This is a genomic window from Actinoplanes sp. NPDC051859 (genome assembly GCF_044452725.1).
Classification (GTDB): domain Bacteria; phylum Actinomycetota; class Actinomycetes; order Mycobacteriales; family Micromonosporaceae; genus Actinoplanes.
This window is the reverse complement of record NZ_JBITBX010000004.1, coordinates 107,508-123,628: the sequence shown is the minus strand read 5'-3', so window position 1 is coordinate 123,628 and position 16,121 is coordinate 107,508. Positions and strand designations below refer to the sequence as shown.

The following is a 16,121-nucleotide window of genomic DNA, read 5'->3' as shown; positions in this document are numbered from 1 at the left end:
CAGCCGGCATCTGGCGGGGACGACCAACCGGGCGGTCAAGCTCGACAGGAAGCGGCCACCGCATTCCTCGGGTCCAGGTAACCCGGGAAATGCGGTGGCCGCTGTTGCCGATAGGACTACGGGCGCCGTGAATGGCCTATTTGGTGAGGGATGCGGGAATCGCTAGTTGCTTCGTCCCGGATCCCCAACAGACCGGAACCCCGCTGGTCTGGATTCCACATGCGTGCAGGCGGCCCGCGGCGACCGCAGTAAAGCGGCTCGACGGACTCGGTGCAGCCGGAATCAGGAAATTGCCTGCGCAGGACACGGAGTCATCGAACTCACGTGCGCAGGATACGTAGTAACCCACCGCGACCGTGCTCACCAGGCTGACCTCATCGGCTACATCCGGCGAGGTGGAGAATAGGCCGCTACCCCAACATATCGCCGCGGAGTCGATGCTGACGCCGCACGCGTGCGTCGAGCTGACCGAGACCGAGTAGAACGACACGTTCTTGGGCGCATCGCTTACAGTCTTGCCGGTGCTGTCTCCCCAGCAAGTGAGCTCATAGACTTTCGTCACGGCGCATGCCGACCGGCTGCCTACACTGACTTGCAAGACTGCGCCGAGGCTGGCCGGCGGCGTTGTGTGCATCGGTCCCCAGCATTGGACTTGCTCGTTGTCCACCCGTATGGCGCAGGCATGGGACGACCCGACGCTGACGGATGACACCGTCATGGTAGGCGGCCTGCTCATGGGGGACGTCGTTCCGTCAGCGCGTTTGTAGTTGTCGAGCCGGCTTGATCCCCAGCAGGTAAGCTTGCCCATGCTGTCGATCGCGCAGGTGTGTTCGGAGCCCGCCGAGATCGCCTTCACCGACGACACCGATGCGGGAATCGTGGTTACGGAATAGTCGTCCGCACCCCAGCAGGCCGCACCGGTCGACGTCGACGAGGTCATCATGCATGTGTGATCGCTCGCGCTGCTGATCGCCGGTGTCCGAGGATCACTCACATTGATCCAGTCGGTGCAGGACTTGGCCAGCTTGCAGAACATGTAGCTGTATCTCAGTCCTCGCCAGCTGGGAAGGCTGTCCAATACCTTATTGCCGGTCGCGCACTCGGTGACCGTCAGGACCTTGACTTCAGTGACCTGACCGGCGGCGTTCCGGCGGTAGATCGAGCAGTCGCCCGCACCGCTGGAGTTCCAGTCCAACGAGACGCGCGCCGGGTCGTTGACGTCCTCCACGTACGCGGACGTACTACTCCGGACCTTGCTGGCCGGGTAATAGGCGAAGTGTCCGCGCAGTGCGAGCACGGTGCCGTACACCCTGAAGGTGACCTTCGTTGACGTCGTCGCGCTGCAATACCGGGTGTAACGCGTATAGACCGAGTCGATGACACGATCCGAGATTTTCGTATCACCGACCAGGCCGGAGCCCGACGATGAATCGACCGTTGTCCACGTTACGTTGTCCGAACTGACCTGGAAGGTGCCGGTAAGAGCATTGCCGGCGTCGGCCCCCGTTGCCTCGGCACTCCAGCGACGTACTGTCCGATGGGCGCCGAGGTCGAGGACGCTGGAGCAATGGTTCCACGTATTGATAATGCCCGTGGTAATCGTTTTGAGAAGTTCATTCGATACCGGATCCCGCACCGACCAGCTCCACGGTGTCGTGCTGAAGGTGAACTTGGCGGTGACGGCGTACTCACTCGACAGATCCCCGTATTTGAAGTCCGCGTAGGTGACGGGGTGGTTCCACCATTGATAGGTCACGGGCGCTTCGTATCGCGACGACGTGAAGTCGGCGGTGGTGTACGGACCCGCGGAAGTCTTCGGCAGGGTCCGCAGGGGGGCGATGAAACTCGTCTGGGCCGCGGTTCCGGATGTTTGATAGAAGTTGGACGACGAGTTCGCGGAGTACGGATACGTGGCGCTGGCCTGCGCGCTTGCGACGTACGCCTCGGCGCTGCCCGCGCTGCCGCTGTACAGCCCGAGCTGGCTCGGGTCGTAGTTCGTGGGTGCTGTCTGAGTTGCGGTCTTGCTCGCGAAAGAGCTGCCGAGGGTGGCGCCGAGGCTGCCGCCCAGGATCAGCCGGACACCGTCGGGCACATTCGTCTTGACCGCGCGGGCGATCTGGTCGAGCTGACTGACCCGTGAGCCGTTGCCGCTGGGGTCCATCCCGGCGTTGATCACCACATATCTGGTGCCGTTCTTGACGATGCTGGCCATGACGAAGCCGCGTTCGTCGCCGGCCGTGCTCTGATTGGTGAAGGTGCTGTTCGCCAGCATGGTGAGCGGGTATTTGCTCAGGATGACAGCGCCGCCCGTGGTGGCCGGCTGGTCCTGTACGGGCAGGCCGCCGGCGAGCTGGCTGACGTACGGGAACGGTCCGCTCTGTTGCGGGCTGGTTCCCGTGCCGCTGGTGGCCTGAACATAGGCTCCGGCTTCCGTGGTCGGGCTGGTGATGAGACTGTCGTCGGTGGCGTTCGTCCAGAGCTTCGCCACCAGATCGACTGCGTCGGTCGCGCAGCTCGCCGCGGCGCTGCGCATGTTCAGGCCCTGCAACAGCAACACGTCGGTGTTCACACTGGACAGCACGGTTTGCAGATGCTTCGCCCGGTCGCACCAGTCATCGAGCAGCCGGCTGTCGATGTTCGCCGCGAGGCTGGTCACCGTCAGCGCGTGTGCATCCGTGCTGGATCGTGCCGGGGAGGCCGCCGCTCCGAAGGAGAAATCCGTATCCGAGCTCGTCGTCGTGGCGATGCCGTGCAATGTCGCGAAGGACCCGTTCGCGGGGAGCGAACTGTTGCCGCTCAGCGAGTACCGCCAGGTGGTGAGGGTGTCGGACGACAGCGCGTCGAGTTTCTTGGCGGTCGTGGCCGCCTTGTCCCAGGGCGCCTTCGTGGTAGCCAGCGCATTCGTCTGTCCGTTGACCCGCCCGTCACCGAAGAACCAGAACCGGCCGATCAGGTAGCCACTGCCCCATGCCTTGGTGGATGCGTTGGTCCCAGGCCCTTTCACGTCGACCATCCACGTGTTGGTTTTCACCCGGCAGGAGGCGTCGAACACCTCCACCAGAGGAATAACCTGTCCTGGACTGACCGCTACGTAGGTTGCCGCCGCCTTGGTCGATTGCGCGACGGATGGATAACGCACGCCGGTAGTGCACGCTCCCGTGCTGTCGTCCTTCAGGACGCTCACCGATACGGTCGACGTGTACGAATTGCGGAAGTAGAAGGCGTGATCGGTCGGTGTGTTATAGGCGGCGGGGGTGTCGGCACCGAGCATTTTGCTGCTGGCGGCGGCGGGAACTGCGCCTGGAGCGGTGAGGATCATGGCAGCGGTCACGGTCGCGAGAGCACGCCGGCTGCGCCCTCCGCCGAAAAATCGTGTGAGCATTCGTCGTCCTAGTCAGCGTGGTCGCAGTCTTGTGGCCGGTTGCGCTCGGCGCTTGACCTGCCCACCAAGATGTAAACGCAGTGTTAACTCGCAGGCCTAGGACTGCAATGCCTCTAAGAGGAATCCGGCGCTCGCATCAATAAATCTGCATAGCTATTTTCGACCGTGACTCTTCGCTTGCTTGCGCATAGCTGACATCCGGGCCCGACGGGAGCCGGGGCTACGCGGGGATCAGGCGTGACCGTCCGGAGCCGGTCATCGCCTTCCCCGAAGCCCCACCCCGGACGACAGAACAAGCTCAGTCGAGGGATACCTGCTCCCCGGTGATCAGGTAGATCATGTGCTGGCCGGAATTCACCGCGTGGTCGGCGTACCGCTCGTAGAACCGTCCGAGCAGAGCCCCGTCGATGGCCGTCTCCGCGCCGTACGGCCAGTCGTCGTGGAGGAGGACCTTGAAGAGGTCGCGCTCGAGGTCGTCCATGGCATCGTCGTCCTTCTCCAGCTCCGCGGCGAGGGAGGCGTCGGGGCTGGCGAGGACGTTGGTGATTTTGTCGGCCATGCGGTCGGCGACCTCGGCCATCTGCTTGAAGACCGGGCGGAGTTCGGCGGGCACGGCCGGGGAGGGGTGGCGGCGCAGGGCGGTCTTCGCGACGTGCTCGGCCAGGTCGCCCATGCGTTCGAGGTCGGCGGAGATGTGCAGGGCGGTGATGACCATGCGCAGGTCGGAGGCGACCGGGGCCTGGCGGGCGATGGTGTCGGCGACCTTGGTCTCGACCTGGCGGTAGAGCTCGTCGACCTCGACGTCGCGGGCGATGACGGATTCGGCGGCTTCGCGGTCGGCCGTGAGCAGGGCGGTGGTGGCCTTGCGCAGGGCGGCGCGTACGGCCTCCGCCATGGTCACCAGCAGGCGGCTGACCTCGTGGAGGTCGGCCTGAAACTCCTCGCGCATGTTCTGTCCCGGTTGTTCGTGGGCTGCCTCGGCCGGGGTGGGCCGGGAGCCGGGTGTGCAGGGCTTGCAGGGGCCACGCTAGGAGGGTCCGGCGGCCTGTACATGAACGGCGGTGAACGACGCCGGGCCGGGTGGTGAACATTATTCTAAGCGTGCCGGATTTGTCCGAATATTCCTACTGTCCAGGTAAACAATGACCCTACGATCGCTGCGTGGACCCGGTGTACGGCATTGCCCTCCTCCTGACCGCCCTCGCCGTCGGCGGGGCGGCGGGCTGGCTGCTGTCCCGGTTCTTCGGGCAGAAGCGGGCGGTGGCGCCGACCGCGCGGGACAAAGCAGCTGCGCGCGACAAGGCGGCCGCACGGGACCGGGTGGCCGCGCCTGACGAGGGGGGACCGAAGATCGACACCGACGACGGGCCGAGCGGCAAACACGGGCTCAAGGGCCTGGGCCGGAAGAGCCTCGACTCGCTGCGGGTGGGCGTGGTGGTGCTGGACGCGGAGGACCACCCCGTCCTGGTGAACCCCGCGGCGCGGGCGATGGGCCTGCTGCGCTCCGGCGGGGCCCCCGGAACACTCGCCGCGCATCCGATCCTGCGGACGCTGGCCGGCCAGGTACGCCGTACGGGCGTACGCCGGGAAGTGGAACTTGATCTGCCCCGCGGCCGGGCCGGTAACGCCCAGGCGCCGCTCGGGCTGCACTTGCGGGCGGTCGCGCTGAACTCCACGCATGTGGCGGTCGAGGCAGCCGACGTCACCGAATCGCACCGGCTGGCGCGGGTACGCCGAGACTTCGTCGCGAACGTGAGCCACGAGCTCAAGACCCCGATCGGCGCGCTGCAGCTGCTGTCCGAGGCGCTGCTTGACGCAACCTCGATGCCGGAGACCGCGCCGGAAGCGCAGTCCGAGGACCTGATCGCGGCCCGCCGGTTCGCCGAACGCATCCATCACGAGTCGGCCCGGATGGGCCGGCTGGTCAACGAACTGCTCGAGCTGACCCGCCTGCAGGGCGCCGAGCCGCTGCCCACCCCGGAGCCGGTGGCGCTCGACTGGGTCATCGCCGAGGTCGTCGACCGGACCCGTACCACCGCGGCGGCCAAGCAGATCGAGGTCGTCTATTCCGGCCCGAAGGGTGCGACCGGCTGGGGGAGCGCCAGCCAGATTGCCACGGCGGTGACCAATCTCGTGGAGAACGCCATCGCGTATTCCGGCGAGGACACCCAGGTCGCGCTGGCCCTGCGGCAGACCGACGACTGGATCGAGGTCGACGTCAGCGATCAGGGCATCGGCATCGCGCCGCACGACGTCGACCGGATCTTCGAGCGGTTCTATCGAGCCGACCAGGCCCGGTCGCGGTCCACCGGCGGCACCGGCCTCGGCCTGGCGATCGTCAAACACATCGCCACCAACCACGGCGGCCGGGTCGAGGTGTCCAGCACACTCGGCGGCGGTTCGACGTTCACCCTGCGCCTACCGGCGCGCCCCCCGGAGTCCCCGCTGCCGTTACCGGCGGCGATTGAGATCGAGTCCGGCGCGGCCGGGCTCCCCTCGGCCTGACGGCCGGCACTGGAAAGGAACCCCCATTGGCTCGCGTGCTCGTGGTCGAGGATGAAGAGTCGTTCTCCGACGCCCTGTCGTACATGCTCCGCAAGGAGGGCTTCGAGGTTTCGGTCGCCCCGACCGGCACTTCGGCGCTGACCCAGTTCGACCGGACCGGCGCCGACATCGTCCTGCTCGACCTCATGTTGCCTGAGATGTCCGGCACCGAGGTGTGTCGGCAGCTGCGGCAGCGGTCCGCCGTACCCATCATCATGGTGACCGCCCGGGACAGCGAGATCGACAAGGTTGTCGGGCTGGAGATCGGGGCCGACGACTACGTCACCAAGCCGTATTCACCGCGGGAGCTCGTCGCCCGCATCCGGGCCGTGCTTCGGCGCCAGGGTGCGGAGGCCGCCGAAGTCTCCACGCCGACGCTGGCGGCGGGGCCGGTGCGGATGGACGTCGAACGGCACGTCGTAACCGTGGACGGTGCCGGCGTGCAGCTGCCGCTCAAGGAGTTCGAGCTGCTCGAGCTGCTGCTGCGCAACGCGGGCCGGGTGCTGACTCGCGGGCAGCTCATCGATCGCGTCTGGGGTGCTGATTATGTCGGCGACACCAAGACGCTCGACGTGCATGTGAAGCGGTTGCGGTCGAAGGTGGAGCCTGAGCCGAGTGCGCCTCGGTACATCGTGACGGTGCGGGGGCTGGGCTATAAGTTCGAGCCGTGATTCTTTGGTCACGGTGGGGGCTTCGGGGGATGGAATGACCCACTCCGGGCGGTCAGGCTTGATCCCTGCGTGGGCCATTCCATCCCCCGAAGCCGACTTTGGTCGCGCTTTCGCGGCCCGGCGGCGGCTGCTTTCTCAGATACGGCCGTGGGCGGTTTCTAGCTTTTCCGCGCTGGACGAGTCACGGGGGCGCCGTCGCCGCGTTTCCTTGCGGCTAGTTTCGCCGTCGCGCTTCGTGCCGACTCGGCCTAGCCCTTTTGCTGACGGGCCTACTGGGGTGGGGTCGCGGGTTCGCGGCCGGGGCGCTTTTTGGGTTTGTTTGCCTCTTGGGCTTTTACCGTGGCGGGGTGGGGGGCGACCATTTTTGACTGGAGGCGGTCGGTGCAGAGGCGAGCCAGTTCGGTGTAGGCGTCCTGGCCGATGAGGGCGGCGAGTTCGGGGCCGTACGACTTGAACATGGGTTCGGTGCCGACGTGGGCGTCCGGGGAGGACGTGCACCACCAGTCGAGGTCGTGGCCGCCGGGGCCCCAGCCGCGCCGGTCGAACTCGGTGAGGGTGGACAGCAGGTATTTGGTGCCGTCGGCGCGTTTGGTCCAGTCCTGTTCACGGCGGACGGGGAGCTGCCAGCAGACGTCCGGCTTGTAGGTGAGCGGGTGGACGCCGTCGCGGAGCGCCTGGGCGTGCAATGCGCAGCCGCCGCCGCCGGGGAAGTCGGCGTCGTTGAGGAAGACGCAGGGACCGTCCTCCGACTGTGTGGCGGTGCGGCGGGCGGGCTTGGAGCCGTCGACCGTGTCCATCTCGGTGTAGTTCTTGAAGCCGCGGCGGTAGTGCTGCCAGTTGTCCGGGGTCAGCTTCGCGGCGGCGCGCTTGGTGCGGTTCTCGTCGTCGGCGTCGGTGAAAAAGGCGCCGTGCGAGCAGCAGCCGTCCTGAGGGCGGCCGGCGATGATGCCGTGGCAGGCGGAGCCGAAGACGCAGGTCCACCGGGACAGCAGCCAGGTCAGATCGGCACGGACGACGTGCTGGTCGTCGGCGGGGTCGGTGAACTCGATCCATTCGCGAGGAAAGTCGAGCTTCACCTCACGGGCGCGGGCGGCTGCCGCGTCGTCCATCACGATGCGGAGTTGGGTGCGTCGACTCACCTGCCACAGCGTACGCGCGCCCGCCGGCCGGTCGCGTTCAGCGGGTCGGGTTTGCCCCCATGTATACCGACCGAGGAAGTGGCAGCGGTGCCGGACGGGTCTACCCTTGGCACGTGGCTTCCCGTGTCCCCGTACTCCTGTCCAGCTCTTCCGTCTTTCCTGAGCCGACCGCGGCCACGTTCGAGATGGCGGCGACGGTGGGTTACGACGGCGTCGAGGTGATGGTCTGGACGGATGCCGTCAGCCAGGACGCCGGCGCGTTGCAGGGCCTGGCGAAGCACTACGGCGTGCCGGTCCTGTCGGTGCACGCACCCTGCCTGCTGGTGACTCAGCGGGTGTGGAGCCCCGACCCGTGGGAGCGGCTGTCCCGGGCCGCACAGCTGGCCGAGACGTTGGGCGCGCCGACCGTGGTGGTGCATCCGCCGTTCACGTGGCAGCGCGACTACGCCCGCAACTTCGCCCAAGGACTGGCGAAGGTGCAGGCCCGGCATCCGGATATCAGTTTCGCCATCGAGAACATGTATCCGGTACGGATGGCGGGGCGGACCTTCGTGCCGTACGTGCCGGGGTGGGATCCGACGGAAGCCGGCTACGACGCGTACACGCTGGATCTTTCGCATTGCGCGGCGGCCCGGACCGATTCGCTGGAGATGGCCGACCGGATGGGGTCGGGCCTGAAGCACGTGCACCTGGGTGACGGCACCGGGGAAGGCCGCGACGAGCACCTGGTCCCCGGCCGCGGTAACCAGCCTTGCGCTGAGTTGCTGCGATCGCTGGCCGGCCGGGGATTCCGGGGTTCCGTGGCGTTGGAGGTCTCCACCCGCAAGGTGACCAGCCGTGAAGTCCGGGTCCAGGACCTGCGGGAATCGCTGGAGTTCGCGCGTCGGCACCTGGCCCCGGCCGGGTCGACCGCGCCCGCTGTCACCTCGGCCTAACCCGCCCGGCGGGGCCAGTTCTTGAGGGCCCGGTCGAGGGCATCCAGCGTGCTGGCCCAGGACGTGTCCGTGGAGCGCGGGTGGTGGCGGAAACCGCCGGACTTCTCGAGGCTCACGAAGCCGTGGAACGTGCTGTGCATCATCCGGATCGCGTCGGTCTGGTCCGGCTCGGGCAGGTCGTAGCCGCGCAGGATCGCCCGGGTCAGCTCGGCATGCCGCGGGCCGGCGCTGGCTCGCGCGGTCTCCGGGTCCAGGTCAGTCTGCATCGCTGCGTAACGGCCCGGATGGCGTTTCGCGTAGTCGCGGTACGCGCCGGCGAAGGCGATCAGTGCGTCCTTGCCTGCGCGCCCTGCCAGCGCCGCGGCGGCCTCGTCAGCCAGCTCTGCCAGGGCCAGCAGCGCGACACGAACCCGCAGGTCATGGACGTTCTTGAGGTGCGAATAGAGGCTCGCGTCCTTGACGCCGAACTGGCGGGCGAGCGCCGAGACCGTGACGTTGGCGAAGCCGACCTCGTCGGCGAGGTCCGCGGCCGCCTCGGTGAGGCGTTCGACTGTCAACCGCGCTCGGGGCATCCGTGACCTTCCTAACCTAGGGCTTTAAATCATTTGCCTAGAGATCCTAGGCTATTGGCTATGAGACCGATCTCCGAGGCGGCGATTCGCTCTTCCTTCGTCAACTGCACGGCGGGTGAGGTCAAGCGCCTAGCCATGCCGCGTGACCTGGACGAGTTGCGGTGGGACGACCTCGACTTTCTCGGCTGGCAGGACCCGGCCGCCCCGCAACGCGCCTATCTCGTCGCCGAGTCTGCTGCCGGGCACATCGGCGTCTCGCTGCGGGTCGCCCAGCAGACCGGGCGGGTCCGGCGCAGTATGTGCTCGCTGTGCCTGACCACCCACACCGGCGACGGCGTCTCCCTGATGACCGCACGCAAGGCTGGTCGGGAGGGCAGGCAGGGCAACTCGGTCGGGGCGTACATCTGCACCGACCTGGACTGCTCGCTGTATGTCCGCGGCAAGAAGAACGCCGGGCGGCGCATCGACGAGACGATCACCATCGACGAGAAGATCGACCGGACGGTCGCCGCGCTGATGGCGTTCCTCCGGCGGATCGCCGAATGATCACCGGCGTCCGCCGAGACTCGGCTCCCTTGGTCAGGGTGGCCGACGCCCCCGGGCGGTTCAGGCGGGAGTGAGAGTCGCGGCGCGCTTGCGGGCGCGGTGAGCGGCGACGTGGGAGCGGGTCGCGCACCGCTCGGAACAGAACCGGCGGCAGTTGTTGGACGACGTGTCCAGATAGACATTCCCGCAGCGGTCGTCGGCGCAGATGCCGAAACGGGCACTGCCGTATTCGCAGAGCCAGACCGACAAACCCCAGGCCGCGCCGGCCAGGAACTCGGCGCTGACCGAGGCGCCGCGGCTGGTGACGTGCATGTGCCAATCGCTTGCGTCATGACCGGAGATCCGCGGCTGCACCGGGTACGCCTCGAGGAGCGCGTTCAATTCGTCGACGGCGTTGACGTCGCGGCCGGAGGTGCCGAACTCGAAGACATCGCGGAGTCGGCGCTGGGCGCGACGGAACACCGTCAGGTCCTTTTCGGTGACCTCCTCGGCCATCCACTCGAGCTCACCGGCGAACAGCGCCCGCAACCCGGCGAGGTCGTCCAGCCCCGCGTTGACCAGCTCCACCGCCGTACGCGCGTACGCATCGAAGTTCACCCGACAACCGTAACCGCCCAGGTCCGTGACCGACATGGTTGGCATGCCGGTGATGCGCCATCGGCGGTGGTGGCTCCGCCGCGATCAACTGGGAGCCGGGCGATACGCTCGCCTCATGCTCCGTTCCGTCTTCCTCGCCGCCGCCCGGTCATCCCGGATGGAGCGGCTTATTTCGACCGCCCCCGTCACCAAGGGGATCGTCACGCGGTTCGTCGCCGGGACCGGCGTCGATGACGCACTGCGCGCCACCAGCGCGCTGGCCGACGACGGTCTGTCGATCACTCTGGACTACCTCGGCGAGGACACGCTGACGGTGGAGCAGGCGACGGCCACCAAGGATCAGTACCTCACACTGCTCGGTCGACTCAAGGACGCCGACCTGACGCCGGCGGCCGAGGTCAGCCTGAAGTTGTCGGCGCTGGGCCAGAAGATCGACGACCGGATGGCGTACGAGAACGCGCGCGCGATCTGTGCCGCGGCGAGTGACGCGGGCACCACGGTGACCCTCGACATGGAGGACCACACCACCACCGATTCGACCCTGGAGATCCTCGCCGAGCTGCGGAAGGACTACCCGAGCACGGGCGCGGTGCTCCAGGCGTACCTGCGGCGGACCGAGGGCGACTGCCGGGAGCTGGCTAGTGCCGGTTCACGGGTGCGGCTGTGCAAGGGCGCGTACGCCGAGCCCGAGTCGGTGGCGTACCAGTCGGCGCTCGACGTCGACAAGGCGTACGTGCGCTGCCTGAACATCCTGATGTCCGGCGACGGCTACCCGATGATCGCCTCGCACGACCCGCGGATCATCGCCATCGCCGAGGACCGGGCCCGCTGGTTCGACCGCCGCCCCGACGAGTTCGAGTTCCAGATGCTCTACGGCATCCGCCCGGAGGAGCAGGCCCGGCTGTCCGGCGAGGGCAACACGGTCCGCGTCTACGTCCCGTACGGCGACGAGTGGTACGGCTACCTCATGCGCCGCATCGCCGAGCGCCCGGCGAATCTGGCGTTCTTCAGCAAAGCGCTCACCAGTAAGAAGTAGGTCACTATTCGGGATAAAACCCGCGTGTCCGCTTGACTTTCTGAGAGCAATTCACGGAACGCAACGCCCTGGTAACAGCCGTCTCGATACCGTACTGATGACACGCGCGCCCACCCGCCGCGGCGCAAGGCCTGACCGGCCGCGGCGGAGGCGCCTGGATAAGGGATCGGTGCGGGGAGATGACGGGTCCAGTTCAAGCAGAGGAGCGCCTTGCCGAGGTGCACTTCCTGACCGTGGCCGAGGTCGCCGCGCTCATGCGGGTCTCCAAGATGACCGTCTACCGGCTGGTGCACGGTGGCGAGCTGAGCGCCGTACGGGTGGGGCGGTCGTTCCGGGTGCCCGAGCACGCCGTGCACACGTACCTGCGGGGAGCTTTCTCGCAGACCGCTTAGGCGGCTCGATGGCCCGCCGGGCCGGGCGCGCCGGGTGCGGAGTCGGGGCCGTTGTGGTCCCGCATCCGTCGGGCCGGTACGCTGGAGCGGTTCGTCCCCTGATTCCCGCGTGCGTTTGCGCATCGCGGTCGAGGGGCAAACCGTTGTCAGTCCGGTCGGCGTGCTCTTCCTGTGCGCAGCGATCGGCCCACATGGTTCGAGAGGCATGACGTATGGGCTCCGTGGTCAAGAAGCGCCGCAAGCGTATGGCGAAGAAGAAGCACCGTAAGCTGCTGCGCAAGACCCGCGTTCAGCGTCGCCGTCTCGGCAAGTGACGCCCGGCCGGGTCCATGACCCGGCCCCACTCACTTGCCATCCCCCAAGCCGCACGTGAGAGGCGCGCCTGTGGTGTCGTCCGAGAACGCGGCCCCACCGCGGGTCGTCGTGGTCACCGGGGTCAGCCGCTTTCTCGGCGCCCGGGTAGCGTCCCGGCTCGCCGCCGATCCGCGGATCGAGCGTGTCATCGGCCTGGATCCGCATGATCCGCCGCCGGCCCTGTCGGGCCTGCTGTCGGACGTCGAGCTGATCCGGGCCGACGCACGTGCGGCCACCGGTGCCATCGCCGAGCTCGGTGCCGAGGCTGTCGTTCACCTCGCGGTGACCAGCGCACCCGACCCGCAGCATGGCGGGCGCGCGGCGATGAAAGAGCAGAACGTCATCGGCACGATGCAGCTGCTCGCCGCCGCTCAGGGCGCGTCCCGCCTGCGCAAACTCGTCGTGCGCTCCTCCACGGCCGCGTACGGCGCCTCGTTCCGCGACCCGGCCGTCTTCACCGAGGACACCGAACCTCGGGCCGTGCCCCGCGGCTCCTTCGCCCGGGACATCCTCGACATCGAGGGATACGTCCGGGGTTTCCGCCGTCGCCGGCCTCAGGTCGCGGCGACCGTGCTGCGGTTCGCGCCGTTCCTCAGCGAGACCGCCGAGACGTCGCTGACCCGCTACTTCGCGCAGCCCGTGGTGCCCACCGTGTTGGGCCGCGACGCCCGCCTGCAGTTCGTGCACGTCGACGACGCACTGGAGATCCTGCACCGCTCGGTGGTCGAGGATCATCCCGGCACCTTCAACGTGGCCGGCGCCGGCGTGCTCACGCTGTCCCAGGCCGTACGCCGGGCTGGACGGGTTGCTGTGCCGCTGCCCGAAGGCACCCTGTCGACCCTCGGTGCGGTGGCCCGCAACGTGGGTATCGGCGAGATCGGGCTGGACCAGATCGACCTGTTCGTGCACGGCCGCGTGGTCGACACGGCTCGGCTGGTGAAGGAGTTCGGTTTCTCTCCCCGGACGACCGCTGCCGCCTTCGACGACTTCATCAAGGGGCACAGCAACGGCTCGTCGCTGACCGCCGACCGACTTGCGGCCGCCGAGCGCGCCATCCTCGACGGCATCCGCCGAGTCCGCGCCGCTGCTACCGAGCCGTTCGCATCCGCTTCTGCACCATCCGCCGCTGCCGAATCCGCCACGGTTGACGGTGCCGGACCGGTCGGGGCGCCTGAGCCGGTCCGTGAACGCGAAAGCGCGCGGTCATGAGCCAGGACGAACACCGCGCGTCGTTGCCCGGCCATGCCGACTTCACCCTGCCGCAGGCACCCGCGCCCAAGTCGGTGAACGGCACACGGCCCATCCCGATCCCAGACCCGCCGCCCGCAGCTCGACGGCGGCGCAAGCCCGCGACTCCTGCACCCGCGGCCGTCGAGAACCCAGCTGCCCCCGCAGAAAGGCCGACGACAGCTGGGCCTGCCGAAAGGCCAACGACAGCTGGGCCTGCCGAAAGGCAGGCTACGGCTGAGCCTGCCGAGGAGGCCGCCGTGGACCAGCTGGAGCAGCGCGGTTCGGTGCCGAAGCCGGCGGTCCGCAAAACAGCTGGCCGGGGAAGCGTCGTCCGAAAGCCAGCTGTGGGTGCGCGGCACACCGAGCCGCTTAGCCAGGGCGCTGATGGGGGCGCGTCGCCCAGCGAGGGCGCTCACTGGTCCGAGTCGTCGGCCCAAGCCGCGCCGGCTGCTGCAGGCCCAGCGCCCAGCCTGCTGTCCGCGGACGGGGTCCGGGCAGCGGCGGACGTCGTGGATGTGTGGGACCAGCGGATCGCGCGGGGGTTGTCATTCCTGCGGCGGCGGCTGGCGGGTGCCTATGAGGTCGACGAGTTCGGGTTCGATCCCGAGCTGACGGCAGCCGTGTTCCATCCGATGCTGCGCGTGCTCTACCGGGACTGGTTCCGGACCGAGGTGTTCGGCATCGAGAACGTGCCGGAGCACGGCGGTGGGCTCGTTGTCGGCAACCACTCCGGCACGGTGGCACTGGACGCTCTGATGCTCACCACCGCCCTGTGGGATCAGCATCCGGGCGACCGGCACCTGCGGTTGCTCGGCGCTGACCTGGTGTTCCGCATGCCGTTGCTGTCCGAGTTGGCCCGCAAGGCCGGTGCGACGGTCGCCTGCAACCCGGATGCCGAGCGGCTGATGAGCAGTGGCGAACTGGTCGGCGTCTTCCCCGAGGGCTTCAAGGGCATCGGTAAGCGCTACTCCGAGCGGTACAAGCTGCAGCGGTTCGGCCGTGGCGGTTTCGTGTCGGCGGCGTTGCGGACCGGAACGCCGATTGTGCCGGTGGCGATCGTCGGCGCGGAGGAGATCTATCCGATTCTGGCGGATCTGAAGCCGCTCGCCCGTTTGCTCGGCATGCCGTACTTCCCGGTCACGCCGACCTTCCCGTGGCTGGGGCCGCTGGGTCTGGTGCCGCTGCCCAGCAAGTGGATGATCGAGTTCTGCCCGCCGATCCCGACGGCGCATCTCACCGAGTACGCGGACGACCCGATGGTGGTGTTCAACCTCGCCGACCAGGTTCGCGAGACCATCCAGGTGACGATCTACTCGCTGCTGGAAAAGCGTCCCGACCCGTTCGGTGCCTGATCGTCTCGCCGCTGGCAATCGGCGAAACGGTGGGCGGGCAAGGGGACAGCGAGGCCTTACAGTACGCACTGAGGGGCGGCCCCGACTCGTCAGAGTCGGCACCGCCCCTCGCCAGATGTGGCGGGCGTGCCGGGTCAGTCGAAGATGCCGCCGAGCAGCCCGCCCAGCAGTCCCTTGTCTTCGGTCGACGGGTTGAGCGGGTCCTCGGAGATCACCGGGGCCGGTTCTTCCGTGGTGCGGTCGTCGGCCGGGCTCGACGGGCTCGGCGCGGTCGTCTTGCCGGTGCCCGGCTTCGCCGTCGGGTCGTTGTCGGGTTCGGGCTTTGCCGTCTTCTTGGCGTCGCTGGCGTCCGACGGTGACTTCTCGCCCTGACCCTGCTGGCCCTGGCGGCGTTCCGAGGTCGAGGAGTTGTCGGCGCCGGCGCGGCAGGACTTCAGCTTGGGGCCGAGCGCGTCGCTGCCGGCCTGGGTCACCGTGTCGCAGGCGAGTCCGGTGCGGAGGTTTTCCGCACGCTGCTGCACCGCTTCGAGCAGGGACAGCGACTCGTTGGCGCGTTCGCTGTTGGCCCCGGACAGTTCGCCCAGCGCGGGGCTGAGGATCTGGCGTTGCCGCTCGACGAACGAGTCGACCGAAGCCAGGGTGCTCGGGTCCTGGCGGGTGACGGCCGCGGAGTGCAGTTGCTTGACGCCCTGCTTGGTGTCGGCGTCCATGTCGTCCAGCGCGTCGCGGAACTTGGGGTCGTCGCCGGCCATCGCGACCGCTTCGGTGAGCCGGTTGCGGGCAAACGTCAGCGAGAGTTGACCTCGGGTCACGTCCGACCCGGCCATGGCGAGCTGGGCGCGTTCGGTGGAGCGCTTGACGCCGTACAGGGCGTCGCCCGGCGAGGCGTTCTCGCTGGCGGCGGAGATTCCGGAAACGGCCATCGCGCCGGCGGCGACGCCGATGACGATGGCTCCACGGGCGCGGATCCGCCGGCCGGCCAGGCTGAACGCCTTGCGGGCAGGCTCGACGAGGTCTGGCTCGGGCTCGGGCGCGATGGCAGTCGCGCCGATGCCGTCCCGCTCGGCGGTAGCCACGAGCATCGCCCGCAGCCCCATCCGGAACTCGGGGTCGACCTGCGCGCCGGTCCTTGCCGCGGAGAGACTGTGCCCGATGGCGACCAGCTCGGCGAGTTGCTCGTCGTCCGCCTGTCCCCGGGCGTGGTGTCGGCGACCACCGTGAGTCTCGTCGAGAAGCTCCGCGAAGCGCTCGGCGCTCCGGCGATCGAAGAAGTCGAACTTCATCGCGGGCACCCTCCTTCGCTCGTGAGTGTTTCGCCGGCAGTGCTGCCGACGAACGCGACGGAACCGGCGGACCGTTGGTCCACCACGG

Annotated in this window: 14 protein-coding genes and 1 pseudogene; 9 read left to right on the top strand and 6 right to left on the bottom strand. The window is 68.2% G+C overall.

Annotated features, from left to right (window positions below):
- Positions 1 to 136 precede the first annotated feature (136 nt).
- Together ACIA1L_RS11465 and phoU are read right to left on the bottom strand one after the other, a co-directional pair.
- Positions 137 to 3,331 (bottom strand): hypothetical protein, encoded by a 3,195-nt coding sequence (locus ACIA1L_RS11465; protein ID WP_396072571.1) that lies wholly within the window; start codon positions 3,329 to 3,331, stop codon positions 137 to 139.
- Positions 3,332 to 3,680: 349 nt separating this feature from the next.
- Positions 3,681 to 4,331, bottom strand: a complete 651-nt coding sequence (gene phoU, locus ACIA1L_RS11460; RefSeq protein WP_396072570.1) for a phosphate signaling complex protein PhoU — start codon at positions 4,329 to 4,331, stop codon at positions 3,681 to 3,683.
- A 212-nt stretch (positions 4,332 to 4,543) separates the two neighbouring features.
- Between phoU and ACIA1L_RS11455 the strand changes: the two genes are divergently transcribed.
- Positions 4,544 to 5,887, top strand: coding sequence for a sensor histidine kinase (locus tag ACIA1L_RS11455; RefSeq protein ID WP_396072569.1), 1,344 nt, complete (start codon positions 4,544 to 4,546; stop codon positions 5,885 to 5,887).
- Between the two features lie 26 nt (positions 5,888 to 5,913).
- Positions 5,914 to 6,597, top strand: coding sequence for a response regulator transcription factor (locus ACIA1L_RS11450; RefSeq protein WP_106127927.1), 684 nt, complete (start codon positions 5,914 to 5,916; stop codon positions 6,595 to 6,597).
- A gap of 269 nt (positions 6,598 to 6,866) precedes the next feature.
- Here ACIA1L_RS11450 and ACIA1L_RS11445 read toward each other — a convergent pair whose 3' ends face one another.
- Positions 6,867 to 7,706, bottom strand: a complete 840-nt coding sequence (locus ACIA1L_RS11445; RefSeq protein WP_396073040.1) for a hypothetical protein — start codon at positions 7,704 to 7,706, stop codon at positions 6,867 to 6,869.
- Between the two features lie 143 nt (positions 7,707 to 7,849).
- Between ACIA1L_RS11445 and ACIA1L_RS11440 the strand changes: the two genes are divergently transcribed.
- A complete protein-coding gene (locus tag ACIA1L_RS11440; protein WP_396072568.1) occupies positions 7,850 to 8,671 on the top strand; it encodes a sugar phosphate isomerase/epimerase family protein in 822 nt (273 codons plus the stop codon).
- Here the strand turns inward: ACIA1L_RS11440 and ACIA1L_RS11435 are convergent.
- Positions 8,668 to 9,243, bottom strand: coding sequence for a TetR/AcrR family transcriptional regulator (locus ACIA1L_RS11435; protein ID WP_396072567.1), 576 nt, complete (start codon positions 9,241 to 9,243; stop codon positions 8,668 to 8,670). The genes ACIA1L_RS11440 and ACIA1L_RS11435 overlap by 4 nt on opposite strands.
- Before the next feature lie 60 nt (positions 9,244 to 9,303).
- On the opposite strand from ACIA1L_RS11435, the gene ACIA1L_RS11430 reads away from it, so the two are divergent.
- A complete protein-coding gene (locus tag ACIA1L_RS11430; protein ID WP_396072566.1) occupies positions 9,304 to 9,789 on the top strand; it encodes an FBP domain-containing protein in 486 nt (161 codons plus the stop codon).
- Between the two features lie 60 nt (positions 9,790 to 9,849).
- Here ACIA1L_RS11430 and ACIA1L_RS11425 read toward each other — a convergent pair whose 3' ends face one another.
- The gene (locus ACIA1L_RS11425) at positions 9,850 to 10,422 is read right to left on the bottom strand and encodes a CGNR zinc finger domain-containing protein (protein ID WP_396072565.1); all 573 of its coding nucleotides are present in this window, start codon (positions 10,420 to 10,422) and stop codon (positions 9,850 to 9,852) included.
- Between the two features lie 79 nt (positions 10,423 to 10,501).
- On the opposite strand from ACIA1L_RS11425, the gene ACIA1L_RS11420 reads away from it, so the two are divergent.
- From ACIA1L_RS11420 to ACIA1L_RS11400, 5 genes and pseudogenes are all read left to right on the top strand, one after another.
- Positions 10,502 to 11,422, top strand: coding sequence for a proline dehydrogenase family protein (locus ACIA1L_RS11420; protein ID WP_396072564.1), 921 nt, complete (start codon positions 10,502 to 10,504; stop codon positions 11,420 to 11,422).
- A 179-nt stretch (positions 11,423 to 11,601) separates the two neighbouring features.
- Positions 11,602 to 11,814 (top strand): helix-turn-helix domain-containing protein, encoded by a 213-nt coding sequence (locus tag ACIA1L_RS11415; protein ID WP_396072563.1) that lies wholly within the window; start codon positions 11,602 to 11,604, stop codon positions 11,812 to 11,814.
- Between the two features lie 212 nt (positions 11,815 to 12,026).
- Positions 12,027 to 12,128 (top strand): 30S ribosomal protein bS22, encoded by a 102-nt coding sequence (locus ACIA1L_RS11410; RefSeq protein WP_007465623.1) that lies wholly within the window; start codon positions 12,027 to 12,029, stop codon positions 12,126 to 12,128.
- A 70-nt stretch (positions 12,129 to 12,198) separates the two neighbouring features.
- Positions 12,199 to 13,257: pseudogene (locus tag ACIA1L_RS11405) on the top strand (NAD-dependent epimerase/dehydratase family protein); the annotation flags it as partial.
- 398 nt (positions 13,258 to 13,655) lie between these two features.
- Positions 13,656 to 14,750: a lysophospholipid acyltransferase family protein gene (locus ACIA1L_RS11400; protein WP_396072562.1), complete on the top strand. Its 1,095-nt coding sequence runs from the start codon at positions 13,656 to 13,658 to the stop codon at positions 14,748 to 14,750.
- 134 nt (positions 14,751 to 14,884) lie between these two features.
- Here ACIA1L_RS11400 and ACIA1L_RS11395 read toward each other — a convergent pair whose 3' ends face one another.
- Positions 14,885 to 16,033: a DUF5667 domain-containing protein gene (locus tag ACIA1L_RS11395; protein WP_396072561.1), complete on the bottom strand. Its 1,149-nt coding sequence runs from the start codon at positions 16,031 to 16,033 to the stop codon at positions 14,885 to 14,887.
- Positions 16,034 to 16,121: the final 88 nt, after the last annotated feature.

Coding starts and splice junctions, on each gene's coding strand:
- ACIA1L_RS11445 (WP_396073040.1), bottom strand. CDS start 7,706: ATGGACGACGCGGCAGCCGCCCGCGCCCGTGAGGTGAAGCTCGACTTT.
- ACIA1L_RS11430 (WP_396072566.1), top strand. CDS start 9,304: ATGAGACCGATCTCCGAGGCGGCGATTCGCTCTTCCTTCGTCAACTGC.
- ACIA1L_RS11425 (WP_396072565.1), bottom strand. CDS start 10,422: ATGTCGGTCACGGACCTGGGCGGTTACGGTTGTCGGGTGAACTTCGAT.
- ACIA1L_RS11420 (WP_396072564.1), top strand. CDS start 10,502: ATGCTCCGTTCCGTCTTCCTCGCCGCCGCCCGGTCATCCCGGATGGAG.
- ACIA1L_RS11435 (WP_396072567.1), bottom strand. CDS start 9,243: ATGCCCCGAGCGCGGTTGACAGTCGAACGCCTCACCGAGGCGGCCGCG.
- ACIA1L_RS11410 (WP_007465623.1), top strand. CDS start 12,027: ATGGGCTCCGTGGTCAAGAAGCGCCGCAAGCGTATGGCGAAGAAGAAG.
- phoU (WP_396072570.1), bottom strand. CDS start 4,331: ATGCGCGAGGAGTTTCAGGCCGACCTCCACGAGGTCAGCCGCCTGCTG.
- ACIA1L_RS11395 (WP_396072561.1), bottom strand. CDS start 16,033: ATGAAGTTCGACTTCTTCGATCGCCGGAGCGCCGAGCGCTTCGCGGAG.
- ACIA1L_RS11415 (WP_396072563.1), top strand. CDS start 11,602: ATGACGGGTCCAGTTCAAGCAGAGGAGCGCCTTGCCGAGGTGCACTTC.